Source organism: Paraperibacillus marinus, assembly GCF_046237605.1.
Taxonomy (GTDB): Bacteria; Bacillota; Bacilli; order Bacillales; family DSM-1321; genus Paraperibacillus; species Paraperibacillus marinus.
In genome coordinates, this window is record NZ_CP143542.1 from 2934693 (window position 1) to 2951439 (window position 16747).

The 16747-nt window shown below is 46.2% G+C and carries 19 protein-coding genes and 1 other annotated feature; all 19 genes read right to left on the minus strand.

Going from position 1 to position 16747, the window contains the following annotated elements:
* Nucleotides 1–63: 63 nt before the first annotated feature.
* Nucleotides 64–288: a binding site (T-box leader), on the minus strand.
* A 63-nt stretch (nt 289–351) separates the two neighbouring features.
* On the minus strand, nt 352–852 hold the full coding sequence (locus tag V1498_RS14740; RefSeq protein WP_409292146.1) for a DivIVA domain-containing protein: 501 nt from the start codon (nt 850–852) through the stop codon (nt 352–354).
* 92 nt (nt 853–944) lie between these two features.
* Complete coding sequence (locus tag V1498_RS14745; protein ID WP_409294447.1) at nt 945–1718, minus strand: RNA-binding protein; 774 nt, start codon at nt 1716–1718, stop codon at nt 945–947.
* A gap of 197 nt (nt 1719–1915) precedes the next feature.
* Nucleotides 1916–2179, minus strand: coding sequence for a YggT family protein (locus tag V1498_RS14750; RefSeq protein WP_409294448.1), 264 nt, complete (start codon nt 2177–2179; stop codon nt 1916–1918).
* Between the two features lie 6 nt (nt 2180–2185).
* A complete protein-coding gene (locus V1498_RS14755; RefSeq protein ID WP_409294449.1) occupies nt 2186–2632 on the minus strand; it encodes a cell division protein SepF in 447 nt (148 codons plus the stop codon).
* Between the two features lie 18 nt (nt 2633–2650).
* The gene (locus V1498_RS14760; RefSeq protein WP_409294450.1) at nt 2651–3319 is read right to left on the minus strand and encodes a YggS family pyridoxal phosphate-dependent enzyme; all 669 of its coding nucleotides are present in this window, start codon (nt 3317–3319) and stop codon (nt 2651–2653) included.
* Nucleotides 3303–4142: a peptidoglycan editing factor PgeF gene (gene pgeF / locus V1498_RS14765; RefSeq protein ID WP_409294451.1), complete on the minus strand. Its 840-nt coding sequence runs from the start codon at nt 4140–4142 to the stop codon at nt 3303–3305. The genes V1498_RS14760 and pgeF overlap by 17 nt, the downstream gene beginning before the upstream one ends.
* Nucleotides 4143–4202: 60 nt before the next feature.
* Nucleotides 4203–4463, minus strand: a complete 261-nt coding sequence (locus V1498_RS14770; RefSeq protein WP_409294452.1) for a YlmC/YmxH family sporulation protein — start codon at nt 4461–4463, stop codon at nt 4203–4205.
* Between the two features lie 135 nt (nt 4464–4598).
* Complete coding sequence (sigG, locus tag V1498_RS14775; RefSeq protein ID WP_409292135.1) at nt 4599–5378, minus strand: RNA polymerase sporulation sigma factor SigG; 780 nt, start codon at nt 5376–5378, stop codon at nt 4599–4601.
* A gap of 176 nt (nt 5379–5554) precedes the next feature.
* Nucleotides 5555–6274, minus strand: coding sequence for an RNA polymerase sporulation sigma factor SigE (gene sigE, locus V1498_RS14780; protein ID WP_409294453.1), 720 nt, complete (start codon nt 6272–6274; stop codon nt 5555–5557).
* A gap of 30 nt (nt 6275–6304) precedes the next feature.
* Nucleotides 6305–7213, minus strand: a complete 909-nt coding sequence (gene spoIIGA / locus V1498_RS14785) for a sigma-E processing peptidase SpoIIGA (RefSeq protein ID WP_409299308.1) — start codon at nt 7211–7213, stop codon at nt 6305–6307.
* 346 nt (nt 7214–7559) lie between these two features.
* Entirely contained in the window at nt 7560–8729 is a 1170-nt protein-coding gene (gene ftsZ / locus V1498_RS14790) for a cell division protein FtsZ (RefSeq protein WP_409294454.1), read from the minus strand.
* 39 nt (nt 8730–8768) lie between these two features.
* On the minus strand, nt 8769–10064 hold the full coding sequence (gene ftsA, locus V1498_RS14795) for a cell division protein FtsA (protein ID WP_409294455.1): 1296 nt from the start codon (nt 10062–10064) through the stop codon (nt 8769–8771).
* A gap of 135 nt (nt 10065–10199) precedes the next feature.
* Nucleotides 10200–10556: a small basic family protein gene (locus V1498_RS14800; RefSeq protein WP_409294456.1), complete on the minus strand. Its 357-nt coding sequence runs from the start codon at nt 10554–10556 to the stop codon at nt 10200–10202.
* A gap of 13 nt (nt 10557–10569) precedes the next feature.
* Nucleotides 10570–11277 (minus strand): DUF881 domain-containing protein, encoded by a 708-nt coding sequence (locus V1498_RS14805; protein WP_409294457.1) that lies wholly within the window; start codon nt 11275–11277, stop codon nt 10570–10572.
* Between the two features lie 28 nt (nt 11278–11305).
* Nucleotides 11306–11998, minus strand: coding sequence for a DUF881 domain-containing protein (locus V1498_RS14810; protein ID WP_409294458.1), 693 nt, complete (start codon nt 11996–11998; stop codon nt 11306–11308).
* A 1-nt stretch (nt 11999) separates the two neighbouring features.
* Nucleotides 12000–12767 (minus strand): cell division protein FtsQ/DivIB, encoded by a 768-nt coding sequence (locus V1498_RS14815; RefSeq protein ID WP_409294459.1) that lies wholly within the window; start codon nt 12765–12767, stop codon nt 12000–12002.
* 176 nt (nt 12768–12943) lie between these two features.
* On the minus strand, nt 12944–13861 hold the full coding sequence (gene murB / locus V1498_RS14820) for a UDP-N-acetylmuramate dehydrogenase (protein ID WP_409294460.1): 918 nt from the start codon (nt 13859–13861) through the stop codon (nt 12944–12946).
* 162 nt (nt 13862–14023) lie between these two features.
* Nucleotides 14024–15118, minus strand: a complete 1095-nt coding sequence (murG, locus tag V1498_RS14825) for an undecaprenyldiphospho-muramoylpentapeptide beta-N-acetylglucosaminyltransferase (RefSeq protein WP_409294461.1) — start codon at nt 15116–15118, stop codon at nt 14024–14026.
* Between the two features lie 376 nt (nt 15119–15494).
* The gene (gene spoVE / locus V1498_RS14830; RefSeq protein ID WP_409294462.1) at nt 15495–16595 is read right to left on the minus strand and encodes a stage V sporulation protein E; all 1101 of its coding nucleotides are present in this window, start codon (nt 16593–16595) and stop codon (nt 15495–15497) included.
* Nucleotides 16596–16747 lie beyond the last annotated feature (152 nt).

Consider the following 16747-nt stretch of genomic DNA (forward strand, 5'->3'; position numbering starts at 1 on the left):
AGTCTCGACAGCCGCGGCCCGGCAGATTTAGCTGTAAAAATAAAAAAAGCCTTCCCGTCCCCAAAAAGGGACGAGAAGGCTTGAGTTTCCCGCGGTACCACCCTAATAGACAGATATCTGTCCTCTTAAGCATTCGTAACGTGAATGATACGCCTTATTTACTGCTGCTACAGGTTCAATTCGGCACTCAAGGGTGATCTTCTATTTCCTGCCCATGCCCGGCTTCCACCATCCCCGGCTCGCTTAATGGAGCAATTAGAAATATACTGTCCCTGTCATCGTAATCATATAAAAAATCATTTGTTATGAAATTATATTCGATAAAGAAGGCGCTAGTCAAGGGAAGGAGACTTATTCTTTGCTGAGCTCCAGGTCGCTGGCATCAATTTCGTACTGCATAAGCTGATCCCAGTCATCTGTACCTAGTAGGTCAAGCTGTGCTTCAATCAGCATTTTGAACCTTGTGCGGATGATCTTGGACTGCTTCTTAAGATCTTCGATATCGAGAGCAATTTTTCTTGCCTTGGATAAGGCTTCATTCACAATGCGGTCTGCATTCTTCTCGGCTTCCTTCATGATGAGCTTTGCTTCCTTCTGGGCATTGCGCTTTACTTCCTCGCCTGCCTCCTGTGCAATGACGATGGACTTATTGAGTGTTTCTTCAATATTGGCGAAATGTCCAAGCCTTTCCTGAAGGACCTCGTGCCTTTCTTCCATTTCCTTCTTTTCGCGCAGGATTATCTCATAATCTTTAATAATCTGATCTAAAAACTCGTTAACTTCATCCTCATCATATCCACGGAAACCTTTGCTAAATTCCTTATTATGTATATCTAATGGGGTTAAAGGCATTCTCGCACCTCCAGCGGTTTTATATTCTAGAATATATATATACTATACTATGTTTCGACAGGCTTTTTGTAAACCCTTCTAAGCTCGCTGAATTATTTTTGCCGGCCTGCGGTCACCCTCCATTTTTCTTTTTTGGTACGCCCTTCCACCGACAAAATTTTATAACGGCCAAAGCCCCTTGCAGAGATCACATCTTCCTCCCTGATTTCATAAGAAGGCTGCTCAGCACTTTTCCAGTTCACTTTAACCTTTTTCTGTTCAATTAATGACTGAGCCTTCTGACGTGAGAGCCTGGTCAGCGAGGAAAGCAGCGCGTCAAGTCTCATTGAACTCACCGTTATGGCGACCTCCTCCCACTCCTCCCTGGTTTCAACAATCTGCGAAAAAGGAATTTTTTCAAGAGATATGGAGGCCTTGCCGACTTTATCAAGATTTGCCGTCAGATAGGATTCTATTTCCTCGGCTGCGAGAAATTGAATAACATCTCCTGAAGCGAGGATATCTCCAAATTTTTCACGTTTTATGCCAAGCGACATCAAGCTGCCAAGCACTTGGCGATGCTCAATGGTTATGAATTTTTTCGGGTAGGATACCTCGAACAGTGAAATACCATAGTCTTTCTCTTCAGGAGTGAAATAGGAAGGGTATATGAGCGCCCTCTTCCTTTCTGCTCCCTCTCTTCCGCCAAAGCTTGATACTTCCACATCTTCCTCCCTGGCCGCCAGGGTCTCAAGGATGAACAGCTCTCTCGGATCGAGGAAGTCGGTAAGCTTAGGGGCATACTGACTTGATGTCTGCGAAAGCCATCCTGTAAATAAATCGATAAGTTCTCTCTCTTCCGGACGAAAATGCTGATATATGCTCATTGCTGACTCTCCTTAGTGAAAACATTTCCTTCATCATAGAGCTCTGTTAAATAAGACGGATGATATTCGTTCTTGGTGCATACTGCGAGGTCTCCAAGTGGAGCCTCTTCCCTGCAATCAACTGGTAAACAAAGCTATAACAAAGCTATCAAAAAAACCCGCCAGCGCATGTCTGGCAAGGTTTATGTTTATGCCGGTCATGCAATCCAGGAATAAATCTGCCGAAGACCAGTGCCGGCATAATTCAGGATAATGAACGCGACAATAGGAGATATATCAAGCATCCCCATGGACGGGATGACCCTCCTGAACGGCTGCAGGTAAGGCTCGCAGATCCGGGCAAGCAGCTGTCCGATGCTTGTCTGCCTGGCCCCGCCGAACCAGCCCATCAGAACATAAATGATTAAAGCGTATGAGTAAATCTGCAATAACGTTCCGGCAGTGTCAAAGACCAATTCCATAGCCTCTTACCACCTCGCTTCTTCAAATTCCTGTTCATGGGCAAACCCTGTGATCGTTCCAGAGACGTCTACATTATCAGGGGTGCATAGAAATATATTGGTCCCGATTCTTTGGATGTCTCCGCCAAGCGCATAAACGGTACCGCTTAAAAAGTCGACGATTCTTTTTGCCTGGTCATGCTCAATTTTCTGGAGATTCACGACAACAGCCCTTTTGTTCTTCAATTCGTCCGCAACAGATTGTGCCTCTGAATATGCACGGGGTTCTGCAAGGAATACCTTGGAATTCGGTTTTTGGACGCTTTGCAGGCTGACCACATTCTGCCCGCTTCCGGCCTGTTTGAAGCCCTTGGCCGGCCGCTTCTGTTCAAATTCCTCTTCCATGATTTCCTCCCTGTATTCCACTTCATCATCAAGAGCAAAGAATGATTTGAATTTTGATACAATCGTCATCTGTCTGCCTCCTTAAATTTAGCCGACCAAAGCGGTGCCAATACGGATGAATGTGGCACCTTCCTCAATGGCAATTTGAAAATCGTTTGACATCCCCATGGACAATTCCGTACAAGGAGCGTTGGCTATGCCGAGCTGCTGTATCTGATCCCTAAGATTCCTTAATTCCCTGAAGCTTGTGCGGATTTTTTCTTCATCATCGGTCAGGGGGGCCATGGTCATAAGCCCGGCTGTGATGATGCGGTCATGGCTGCTGATTTCCTTTATGAAACCTGCGACCGCCCCGGGCTCCAGCCCGTGCTTTGATTCTTCCCCGGATACATTGACCTGGATAAAACATTTGATGGGTGCTGAAGCTCTTTTTTGTATTTCATCTGCAAGCGAAATCCTGTCGAGTGAATGGATGTATTCGACTTTATCAATGATATTCTTGACTTTTCTGGTCTGCAGGCTCCCGATGAAGTGCCAGGCAGGCCTGTCCTTAAGGACCGCCCACTTTTCGAGCAGTCCTTCATCCCTGTTCTCACCCAGATGGGTTACGCCTGATTCAAGGGCTTCAGCAGCCCTTTCAGCTGTAACGTACTTGGTGACGGCTACAAGGCTGATTTCACCCGTGGCACGCCCGCTCTTTTCGCATGCTGCCTTTATCTTTTCGTTTATAACTTCCAGATTATCTGCTACCTTCACGTGATGCTTCCTCCTTCCAGCCGATAAAGCCCATCATCCGGCCGGTCTTCCCCCTGTCTTTCCGATGGGAGAAAAAGGAGCTGTGACAGCTTGTACACATGCTGGATACATATATGTTATCGGCAGGTATGCCGGCCTTTTGCAGGATGATCGAGTTAAGTTCTTTCAGATCCAGCTCATATTGTCCCTCTTTAATTTGATTATAGGGCTTTTTGTCAGCTTCTTCTAGTCTGTTTTTAGCGAAATTTATCACTCTGTCGTCTACAATATAACACGATTTGCAGATCGATGGGCCGATTGCAGCAAAAATTTCAGAGGGAAGGATCCCTTCTTTACCCCACCTCTCTGCCATCTTAGAGCCGATTCCGCCTGTTGTTCCCTTCCAGCCGGCATGGGCGATGCCCGCCATCCCCCTCTCAGGTGCCAAAAAATAAAGCGGGACACAGTCCGCAAAACACATGGTCAAAAGAAGGCCCTCCTGATCCGTATAAAACCCATCGGTGTCCTTGATGGCAGATATATAGCTGTCTGCTCCCATGCCCGCATGTTCTTTTGTGACCTTAAGGATATTCGTGCCATGAGTCTGTTCAGCACCGCACCAGGATGGCAGCCCAAACCCGATTTCCCCGGCAAGCTGGTCTCTGTTTGCGGTGACCTTCTCCTCGTCATCCCTTACATGATATCCCATATTCAATGAGTTGAAATGAGTCCCGGATGTGCCGCCTTCTCTTGAAGTGAAGCCGGCTGTAATGCGGGGGTCCTTATCCGCAAATGGAGACAGCTTGAAATATTTTTGCTCCGCCTTTATAAATGGTTCTGACATATGTCAACCTCTTTTTACTTTTTTTTCAGTTTACCATATATTGTGGAATCCCGGAATTTTTTACGTTCCCTTCTGAAAAGGATCCAGCCCGGAAGCGGATTTAACGAATATGACTTCTGTACCGATCTTAACAATTTGCTCCCAGGGAATCAAAACCTCTGGATCTTGGCTGAAAAGACTATGCGTCCTGTTTTTTGAAACAATCAATGAGATGATTTGTCCTGTTGAGGGTTCCAATTCCACATCGATGGCGGTACCCAGGATGCTCCCGTCATTCAGGGCAATGATATCCTTTTTCTGGAGATCAGCGAGCAGATTCATGATTATCCCCCCAGCCGTTTTTTACCCATTATATGTTTTACAGATCATCCACATGATGGAAAACAGAGAAAAGAGGCTGTCAGTAACAGCCTCCTGGTTACGCTTTATTATATTGCAAGCCTAATCCGCATAGATTCAATGCTGGATATTCTTATTCATCTGTTTAATGGCAGCCTTTTCAAGCCTTGATACCTGAGCCTGGGAAATGCCGATCTCGTCTGCAACCTCCATCTGTGTCTTACCTTGGAAGAAACGCTTCCTCAAGATCATTTTCTCCCGCTCATTGAGCCTTCTCATTCCCTCTTTCAAGGCAATCTCGTCTATCCACAGATTGTCCTTGTTCTTCTCATCACTGAGCTGATCCATCACATAAATGGGATCGCCGCCATCATTGTAAATGGGCTCGAACAGTGATACGGGATCCTGGATGGCATCCAGGGCAAACACTATTTCCTCATGCGGCACTTCCAGGACTTTGGCTATTTCCTCAGCCGTTGGTTCACGTGATGTCTCGCTCATAAGCCTTTCCTTTACCTGAAGGGCTTTGTAAGCAATATCCCGAAGCGACCTGGATACCCTGATCGGATTGTTGTCCCTCAGATACCTCCTGATTTCACCAATGATCATCGGTACGGCATACGTCGAAAACTTCACATTCTGACCCAAATCAAAATTATCAATGGATTTCATAAGTCCAATACAGCCCACCTGGAATAAGTCATCTACATATTCACCGCGGTTATTGAATCTTTGGATGACACTGAGAACAAGTCTGAGGTTTCCATTCACCAGCTTTTCGCGGGCAAAATCGTCACCTTCCTGCATTTCTTTAAAGAGCTTTCTCATTTCCTCATTCTTTAGAACTGGAAGCTTTGAGGTATCTACCCCGCAAATTTCAACTTTATTTCTAGTCAATCCATTCCCTCCTTGCAGGAGCTGCTGTACAAAAAACAGTATCTCCGTCAGAAGGAAAAATATGCATTTGATCCTGCCGCCTTCTGCCTCCCAGACCGCATCGATCAAGCCAAAATCTAGGACATACAAGGCTTTTAAGGATAAAAAAAATTTTACAGGATATTCCTTTGTAACTACTAAACCATCTTATTGAATTCTTTTCTCAATCTTTTGATGATCCGCTTTTCCAGGCGTGAGATATAGGATTGAGAAATCCCAAGCATATCAGCCACATCCTTCTGGGTTTTCTCCTCGCCGCCAACCAGGCCGAATCTCAGTTCCATGATCTGCTTTTCCCGTTCTGTAAGCTGGTGCAGTGCTTTCGTAAGCAATTTACGGTCCACATTAGCTTCAAGATCTTTTGTAATAATATCTTCCTCAGTGCCAAGTACATCAGAAAGCAATAGCTCGTTCCCATCCCAGTCAATATTAAGGGGCTCATCGAAAGAAACTTCCGAACGAATCTTATTATTACGCCTTAGATACATGAGAATTTCATTCTCAATGCAGCGCGAAGCGTATGTAGCCAGCTTTATTTTCTTTTCGGGGTTGAACGTATTGACTGCCTTGATCAGTCCGATCGTTCCGATGCTGATCAAATCTTCAATATTGATTCCGGTATTTTCGAATTTCCGGGCAATGTACACCACAAGCCGCAGATTTCGCTCAATCAGCATCGACCTTGCCGTTTCATCGCCGGAAGGGAGTTTTTTGATCAGTATTTCCTCTTCTTCCTTGCTGAGCGGAGGCGGCAGGGCTTCACTGCCTCCAATGTAATAAATTTCATCGGTCTTTAAACCCAGTTTCATTAATAATTTATACCAATAGTAATTCAAGCGGAGCAGCCATTTTCTCAAGTGATTCTTCCTCCTTATAAAAAAACTCAATCAGGCACTGATTGTTTCTCCCCCAAGCATCATTTTTGGATGAAGAATGGCAGCAAACTCTTCATCAGGAGACAGCTGCTGAAGGGTGAAGGAAACAAGCCCCTTAATTCTTGCCGGCTTGCCTGATATTTCAATCTGGATAAAATCCGGTTTGAACGCCGCAAGCAGCTGGTGCTCCACACCGATAGCCTTGCTTGGTATAAGACGGAGCCTCGGGGACCAAGGAATATCGGCACTGCCTGCCATCATATCATCAGGTTTTTCAAGGAATGCCAGGATTCCTTCTGGAAGCTCTGCTTCATACCCTTTCAAAGAAAAAATCATAACAGGTGTGCGTGTCAAAGGATCATTCAATGAATTCCCGCTGTCCACCATGCCCCTCGCAGCTGCTTCAAAATCTCCAATCTTGATATAAACGCTGACCAGCCTGTCATATTTAATTTTTGTCATTTCAAGGCTTTCCAGATTCCTTTTGGAAAACATCCAGGAAAGAGGAAATCCAATGATTATAAACAGCCAGCTTACCGGATCTCCAAAGGCGTTCGGCAGATAGGCAGCCTGAGTATTATACGAGGCAATTTCTGACTGAAATAAATAGTGGGCGCCGAGCATGCTTCCACCCATTAAGAAAGTAATTAGATAAAGTGCCATCAGCCCCTTCATGAAATAGCTGAAACGTTTATAACCGAATGCGGTGAGAGTCATAAGAACAGAGAATAAGAGCTTTCCGGCCGGATGGGAGACAAGGGGATGTAAAGGAGTAAAATTAAGCACGATGATGATAGAGCCGATCAGCCCTCCCAAACCTATTCTAAGAGGCACTGCTTTTCTTTTTAGCACTATGGCTGCACCATACAGCAGCAAGGAATCAAATAGAAGATTCAGCAGCCAGACCACATCAAGGTACATAACCAAAAAACTACCACCCCGCCTATGAAACAGGTATGTTTGTAATGAAGTATAGCGTACATCCCTTCTGAAATCTGTCACTTTTTGGGGTGGTAATCGGGATTTTTTTAAGAGTTTTTTTGGTTTATTGTCAGGTAATATTTCCTCAAATATAGTCCGGGCAGCCCAGCTGTCCCTATCCTTTTACAGGGCGGGAAAAGGACGGATCTCGAACCGGATTCCTTGCCCGGAACGGCAAAAAACAGTGAGGCAATGCTTGACTCTTTGTCAGGATGGCAAAAAAAAGAGAGCGGTCCAAGGGCCGGCAACCGGCTCTTAGCTCGCTCTCTTTTTTATCCCGCCATCCTTAACGGCGGCGGTTTCTATTTCTTAAGAAGGTAGGAATGTCTAACGTTTCATCAGCATGCTGTCTATTAGTCTGCTCTACAGGTTCTTCCCTTTTCATTTCACGCTTTACCGGCTGCTGCTGGCGCTGTGAACTGAAAGAGTTCTGCTGCTGGCCGTATGAAGGGGCCTGCTGCTGATTCATGGAAGGGCGCTGTGGTCTTGACTGCTGGATTTCAGCTTCAGTGAACCCTGTAGCAATGACAGTGACGATGATTTCGTCTTTCAGGTTCTCATTGATAACTGAACCGAAAATCATGTTCACGTCCTGATCGGAAGCAGAGGCTACAATATCGGCTGCCTCCTGGACTTCAAACAGGCTCAGGTTCGACCCGCCTGTGATGTTCATAAGAACACCCTGGGCACCATCAATGGCCGTTTCAAGCAGCGGGCTGGATACAGCCTTCTTGGCTGCTTCTGCTGCGCGGTTTTCGCCTGTTGCTACACCAATACCCATTAATGCTGATCCTTTGTTGGACATGATAGTCTTAACATCCGCAAAGTCAAGGTTGATCAGACCCGGGGTTGCAATCAAGTCAGAGATGCCCTGGACACCCTGTCTCAGAACATTATCAGCTTCCCTGAAAGCTTCAAGCATCGGAGTGCTTTTATCAACAATCTCAAGGAGACGGTCATTCGGGATGACAATCAGTGTATCAACCGCTTCTTTCATTCCTGAGATTCCACCCTGGGCCTGAGTTGCACGCTTCCTTCCTTCAAAGGTGAAAGGACGGGTAACGACACCGACAGTCAAGGCTCCGAGATCTCTTGCAATCTGGGCAATTACGGGAGCTGCACCTGTACCTGTACCGCCTCCCATACCAGCTGTTACGAAGACCATGTCAGCGCCGCGCAAAGCCTCTTCAATCTGCTCCTTGCTCTCTTCAGCTGCCTTTTTGCCCACTTCAGGATTCGCACCCGCACCAAGGCCTCGGGTTAATTTTCCGCCAATCTGCATCTTAATTTCCGCTTTGGACAGGTTCAGTGCCTGCGCATCTGTATTAACGGCAATGAATTCCACACCCTGCACACCATGCTCTATCATACGGTTAACAGCATTATTTCCGCCGCCGCCCACGCCAATGACTTTTATCGTCGCTAACGAATCTAAATTACTATCAAACTCTAACATGACAATCCTCCTATTTAAACGATATCCAAGATGAATTTTTTATTCAAAGAAATAGCCAAGGAACTTTTTGAACTTTGAGTCACCTTTTTCTGCTGGCTGCTTTTCTGCTTTCTCTTTAGGCTGCTGGGATGACTTGCTGGTCCTTCTTTCAGCCTTTTCGGCTGTATTCATGGCAGCCACAGGAGTACCCAGCGACTCACCCTGCATGCGGCTCTTCCTGCAGGCATGCTTGATCAGTCCTACAGCCGTCGTATATTGCGGTTCCCTTACACCTATATAGTTAGGCTCTGCCATCCTGACCCTGTTCTGGAAGATCATTTGCGATAGTTCCAGCACCCCAGGCATCTTCACTGCACCGCCCGTAAGCACAAAGCCTCCAGGAAGATCCTGATAGCCCATTCTTCTGAGCTCTTCGGTGATCAAGTCAAAAATCTCCGAAAGTCTTGCTTCGATTATCTCAGAAATCATCAGCTGATTGCATGGCTGCATCTGGTCGCTTCCAATGATGGGAACATTGAAAACATCGTCTTCCGATGCTTCATCGTAGAAGGCATGCCCATGGGCCAATTTGATCTTTTCAGCATCTTCAGTAGTGGTGCGGAGGACAATCGAAAGGTCCTTGGTAAGTGTTTCGCCGCCGATTGGAATGGCGAAGGTGAATTTCAGATGTCCCTGCTCGAATACAGCAAGGGTTGTGGAGCCTCCTCCTATATCAACAAGCGCTACTCCAAGCTCCTTTTCGTCCTTCGACAGTACAAGTGATCCGGCAGCAAGGGGCTGCAATGCGATATCTGTGATTTCGAGACCCGCTCGTTCAACACAGCGCAAAGTATTATGTAATAATGTGCGAAGACCTGTTATAAGTATGCCCCTCATCTCGAGACGGACGCCGATCATCCCGCGGGGATCACTGATCTCGTCCAGCTCGTCCACTTTGTAGTGGATAGGGATTACATCGATGATTTCCCTGTCAGCCGGTATTGTCAACAGCTCTGATGCTTCCCTTACACGGGCGACATCCTCTTCTGTGATTTCCTTATTGCTGCTGGATACTGCCACCACTCCGTGACATGGCTGGAGCATGATGTGATTGCCGCTGATCCCGACGACCACCCGCTTGATCTCCATCCCTACCATTCTTTCAGCCTGTTCCACAGCCCTTTGAATAGAATGAACCGTCTCATCTATATCGACAATGGAACCTTTCTTAATTCCTTCCGACTTTACATTGCCAACTCCAATAATGTTTAATGTGTCATTGACCATTTCACCAATGATAACTTTTACACTGGATGTACCGATGTCAAGACTTACATAAATTTCATTGCTGTTCATTCTATGGCACCTCCTTTAACCTGAAAAGTTTTTTTAATAGAACAACATAGTAGAATTTATAATATATAGGATAGTATATACGTTTTTAAATTACTATTAAAACATTCGTCAAAACCCAGGCAAAACCTTTTAATTTCACAAATTTTTTTCAGCCGGCCCTGCCCATTTCACCAGCAGGATCCTCCTGATTACCGCAATATTCTGGAATAATCTTACCCCGAATGCAAATATCGCAGCTAAATACAAGTCTACACCAAGATGAACACCTAGAAAAGCTAAACTTGCAGCCAGAAGGATATTAAAAAAGAAGCCTGAAACAAATACCTTCTCATCATAAAGATTCTGCAGGTAGGCACGCATTCCGCCAAACAGAGTATCCAAGGCAGCGAGAACGGCGATAGAGAGGTAATTTGAATATTCTTCCGGAATTCTCACGTCGGTCATCAGTCCGATGACAAGCCCGGCAGCCAGGCCAAAAACAGGAAGCCACACCAGCAATTCCCCCTTACCTTTTTCCTGAATCCCCGGGCTTTAAATATCTTATATTTAAATCCTGCTGATATTTAGGGACCAAGAGCCGTTTTACGGGCCTTGAAACAGTGACCTTAAGATTGTCCACAAAAAATTGCTCGAGGACTTTTGATATCTTGATGCGGTCATAAAGATTGACCGCATCTTCTGAAATGACCCTGACCTTTATTGGATAATCCTTAAGTGAAAAACCATCAAGCTTAGGCTCGCCGTTAATTTCCCGGATCACGGATGTGCCTATGATCCGGTGGCCATTGATTGATATATGCTCGGCATTGTACATGTTCAGTTCATTGATGAGGCGCTTCAGCAGTTCCGGTGAAACTGCATAGGCCGTCCCGCCAAGCATTTCCGCTTCAGGGAGCGGCTCTATGGTGAGATACACACCAGGGCCGGTAACATCAGTAAGGCCTGCTTCTTTTTTTAATTCACTTAATGTCTGCTGCAGGGCTTTTTCCTTGCTGCGGCTTTTATCGTTTTTATAGCTGGCGGACTGTGCTTCCAGTTCTCCCAATTCCCTCAGTATCTTTGACTGCCTGTCCTTCTCCGCCAATATATCAGCCCGCAGTTCCCACGAGTCTCTGGTATCCTGGATTTTAGGATCTTTGACTGTCTGGAATTGTACCGCAAGCATTAGGCCGGTCAAAGCTGCTGCCGCACTCATGCCCCACTTAATTTTCATATCATCCACCCAGCTTTCCTGGTCAGGATCAGCTGCTCCCAAACACCGGTTCCATCACAATCTGTTCTTTTTCTTCCAACGTGAACACTATATTCTCATTGACAAGCTGATCTTTGATGCCGCCTGCAATATTCAAGGCCGCACCCATCACCTTTGGGTCACCTATTGCACTTATAACAAATGGTGCAGGATGCTGTATGCCATCCACTACGATGACCGGGCCATCGCAGACGATGTAGGATTTACGGGTGAGCCGCTGGCCGTTTATAGCTGCAGCCTGGGCGCCTGATACATACAATTCGTTGATCACTTTGAAAACGTGCTGTTCATGAACAAGATAATCGTTGACATCGCCGCCAGTCTTGAAATCCCCATCCTGAAGGGTGACTTCAATCCCTCCGCCCTTAGTCTTCACCTTGCCGAGATGCAGCCGGTACCTGCCTGCTTCCTTGGTGATACTGGAGTAGGACCTGGCCTCCTTGGCAAGCTCGTTCTCAACTGAAGTGATCTCAGTCTGTTTTTCTATCAATTGCTTTTGAAGCTCTCTTGTCTTTTCTTCCTGTTCCACTAGCTTTTTGCGCAGCTGGAAATCCCGGTCCCAGCTCTTTTCTGACATCCTCGTCTCTTCTTCCTCATTCGCCTGTTTATAGGAAAATGAAATCATGAAACCGAGCACAAGGCAGACAAGGGAGAGGATAAGGTGTTTACTTTTAACCTTCAAATCACTGTTTCCCCTTCCCTTCACTCTCATAGGCGCGGAAATAGGAACCGACTTCCAGATCGATTACCCCTTTTACCCCGGGATTCAGCTGGCTGATGATGGATGGATAATGAACAAGCTTGTCCGAAAGGCTCCTGCTTGTGGCATTTACTTCATATCCATCATTCATATAAATAATCAAGTGGTATGGATCTGTTTTCTTTGGATTATTATGGATTTCTGACACCGAATTCAATATTTCCGGCGGCAGCTTGGACAATTCATCCACGAGCTGGGACAGCGGTGCACCTTGGGAAAAGCCGGACAGGATAGGCGCATAGTCCGGAAGGTCTCCTTTGACCATCGGCTTAAGGAATTCCCCGCTCTGGAGAATCGGATAAAACCGGGACTCCCGTGAGAGATAGCCGATCCTTCTATATTCTTCCACATGAATATTGATATGGTTAGGGAAGCTTAGAGACACTTTTGCGTTTTTAATCTGCGGGTTGCCCTTCAGCTTGTGCCAGACGGCCTCTTTATCGATTTCCCAGATATTATCACCGATTGCCAGTCCGCTGATTTTTTCAATATGCCCGGAAGATATATACTTATTTCCCTGTATGCGGATATCCTTGATATGGCTTAAAGGGGATTTCAAATAAAGGAGCGCACCAAGCAGAAGGAAAAAGAAGGCCAAAAGAATAACCAGACGTTTATTCGCCTTTTTTTTCCGTATCTGTTTAAGTTTTGGGATTCTTTCTTCTATGGATACAATATTGCCCTTTTCCATTTTTCCACCTCTCCTAAAGCACGTCAGCAAAAATATAAGAGGCCTGTATCTCCCGGACCGGTTAACGTCCCGGGTGACGGTCACCCGCGGCCGGACCTGGTCCAGGTCTGATCATTGAATTGTTCCCTTGTATTTCTGATGTACAATTATATCACAGATGCTGGTGGCAAATGAGGCTAACCCTCGATTTTCCTGCCTATAATTTCGACTTCTGTCTCCATTTCCACACCGTATTTGTCAAAGATTGTATCCTTAATATGCTGGATCAGTGCAAGCACATCCTCTGCGGTGGCTCCCCCTGCATTCACGATGAAATTTCCGTGCATATCGGAGATTTGTGCCCCGCCTATCGAATGCCCCTTTAGCCCTGCATCTTCAATCAGTCTTCCTGCATACTGAGGAAGCGGATTTCTGAAGATACTGCCTGCACAGGGGAGGTTATAGGGCTGTGTATCCTTCCTGTATGCCTTATTGCTTTTGATTTCTTCCACAATTGTATCGCGGTTTCCTTCGCTCAGCGCAAACACTGCTTCAATCACAATTCCCGGCCTTTTCTTTTGCAGGACTGATGTCCGGTAAGAAAATTCCATTTCTTCATTCGTGACCCAGTCAATGGTCGCATCTTCAAAAAGGACTTTTGCTTTAACCAGAATCTTTGAAATATCTGAGCCATGGGCACCTGCGTTCATATAAACAGCGCCGCCGACCGACCCGGGAATCCCGCCTGCAAATTCAAGGCCCGATAGTCCTTTCCTGCTGATCTGGGTGGCAAGGCTTACTAGTGAGTACCCGCCTCCCACCTGAATTTCTGTTCCATTGATCTCAAGGTCTGATAAACCGGAGGACAGCTTGATGACCGCTCCTTCAATGCCTTCATCCAAAACAAGCAGATTGGATCCCCTTCCGATCGCCCTCCACTTTATATTGTGTTTTTTTATAACCTGCATGGTTTTTTCAAGATTTTCTACGGAGGACGGCTCGATGAATAATTCTGCCGGTCCCCCGATCTTCATCGTTGTATGGCTGGCTAATGGTTCATTCTCGGCAACCTTCCCAACCTCTAACTCATTTAACTCGCGTACAATTTCCTTCATTTGTAACCTTCCTTCCTTCAAGCGGAGGCAAAAACCTCTCACGCCAAACAGAAAAGCAGATCCACAGCCCCGCTGTTCGAGGGTTTATCTGCTTTAATTGTATTTCTCCGTTTGTTCAAAGCTTCCCTGTATCATTTAAACCTTATTATTCAGATTATACATTCACTTCTTGGCAAGTTCCTCCATCAGGCTGTACAGCCTGCCTGCTGCATCAGGGATGCCAATTTTCCTCGCCGCCACTTTCATGTCCATAGTTTTGGCCGGGTCCAGCATGATGGAATCCATGGCTTTCAGCAATGATGCACCGGATAGATCCTTTTCAAGGATCAATTCTGCAGCGCCATGGTCACTCAAAGCCCTTGCATTTTTCTCCTGATGGTTATCCGTGACATAGGGACTCGGAATCAAAATACTGGGAATTCCGAGAGCAGTGAGTTCCGCAAGCGTAGTGGCGCCTGCCCTTGTCACAGCAAGATCTATACCCGCAAGTATTTCCGGCATATTATGCAGGAACGGCTTAATCACCACATTCTCAGGATCTGCATGGAGTTTTATTTCCTTCAGGGTCGATTCATAATGAACTTCGCCTGTTATATAGAGGATTTGATAAGGTTTCTCCCTAAGCTCAGCAAGAATCTTAACGATCGCGCTATTGATGGGCTTTGCCCCCCTGCTCCCCCCGAATACAAGGACTGTCTTTTTATCAGGCGAGAGTCCGAGTTCTGCAATTCCCTGCTTTCCTTTATAATCAACCACTTCTGACGCTCTCGGATTTCCCGTCATTTCAACTTTTTCGGCCGGGAAGAATGCCCGGGCATCTTCAAAGCAGATGGCCACTTTATCGACATATCTTGATAAAAACTTATTGGTAAGGCCGGGAAGGCTGTTTTGTTCATGCACAACAGCAGGTATTTTAAGCTTCGCAGCCGCATAAACCACAGGGCCGCAGACATATCCTCCAGTGCCGATCACTATATCCGGTTTGAACTGCTTAAGCATCTTCCTGCTGTCCCTCACACCTTTTAGGAAACGCATGATAGTCTTGACGTTCTCAAAGGACAGCTTCCTTTTAAATCCGGTTATACGGATGGACTCGAATGGGATGCCTTCACGGGGTACAATGCTGCCCTCCAGGCCGTTCTCTGTTCCTATGTACAGAAACTCGGCTTTTGGATCTTTCTTTTTTATTTCTCTAATCAAGGCGAGTGCCGGATAAATATGCCCTCCGGTCCCGCCTCCGCTTACCGCAATTTTCATTATGAAAGCCACCTCAAATTTAGTAGACACATTGGCTGGAAGCAAATGATACACTGCTCCGAACCCCATTTTTATCTGCCTTAATGAATCAACCATATCATTATAAGGATTAATGCACAAAAGGGAAATGAAAAATCCCATGATAAAGGCAGCTTAGTCGCTTTACCCACTTATACTATATTCTAAACCGGCTTCCTTTTCCAACTGAAAAAATAACTAATTATGTTCATAAGTTATGGAAGTTTTTCCTGATTTTTCTTCAGCAGTCAGCTGAAAGCGAGCCCACCTCATGGATAGCCCATATGCTGGAGATCCGTTACAGATAAAAAAGCCCTGCAGGAGGACTCCTGCAGAACAAAATGGGTCAGGCTGCCCATTAATACCGGGCATATCTGCTTATGTTCAACAACACGCCAATGGCCATCAGCATGAGTGTCAAGGAAGATCCACCGTAGCTCAGGAAAGGCAGTGTGATCCCGGTGACAGGCATCAGCCCTGTCACCACTCCAATATTGATCATCACCTGTATGGCTACCATGGCAATGATCCCTACAGCGAGGAGACTGCCATATAAGTCAGGCGCCCCAAGGGATATCCTGATGCCTCTCCATAGAAGCAGCGCGAATAATAAGATGACTAATGACCCTCCGATAAATCCAAGCTCCTCTGACAAAATGGCAAAAATAAAATCAGTCTGCGGCTCAGGCAGATAGAAGAATTTCTGCCTGCTCTGACCCAATCCCAGCCCAAAAAGTCCTCCGGGACCAATGGCATATAAGGATTGAATGATCTGGAAGCCGCTGCCGAGCGGATCCTGCCAGGGATCCAGGAATGAAGTGATCCTTTTGATGCGATAAGGAGCAGACAGGATCAAACCCGCGAATCCCGCAGCGCCGAGAAAGCCAAGCCACGCGAAGTGACTGACACGGGCGCCTGAAACGAAAATCATTACAATGCAAGTTCCAGTCATGACCGTACCTGTCCCAAGGTCGGGCTGAAGCATAATGAAGGCGAAAGCTGTGAACACAAGGGCCAGTGCCGGCAGGAGTCCGGATTTAAAAGAGGTGATAAACTTCTGCCTCTCCGCAAGAAACTTAGCGAGAAAGGCTATCATCGCAAGTTTCATGAATTCGGACGGCTGGATGGAAAACGCACCAACACCGATCCAGCTCCTGGATCCATTCCGGACCATCCCGACTCCCGGAATCAATACCGCAATAAGCAGGACAAAGCAGACAATCAGGATAATTTTAGCCCATGTCCTCCATGTCCAATAATCAATGTTCATGATGAAAAACATGGCAAGAATTCCGACACCGGCAAAGAGGACCTGGCGTTTAGCGAAAAAAAATGAATCATTGAATTTGTAATCTGCCCAAATGGCGCTTGCACTGTACACCATGATTAGACCGACTGCCAAAAGTCCCAGGGTCACAATGATTAAAATGAAGTCTGGATTTGATTTTTTTAAAGGCATGGTCCACCTCAGGCTGAAAGTTTTTGAGCGGCCGAAAAAGCATTGGACTTTTGGCATAACAAAAGACGATAGGGAAATCCCATACCGTCTCAGTTACTTTGGATGTTCATCTTGAGGCTGAGAAGCTGCGGCAAAAAGCCGCTTAAGAGTGC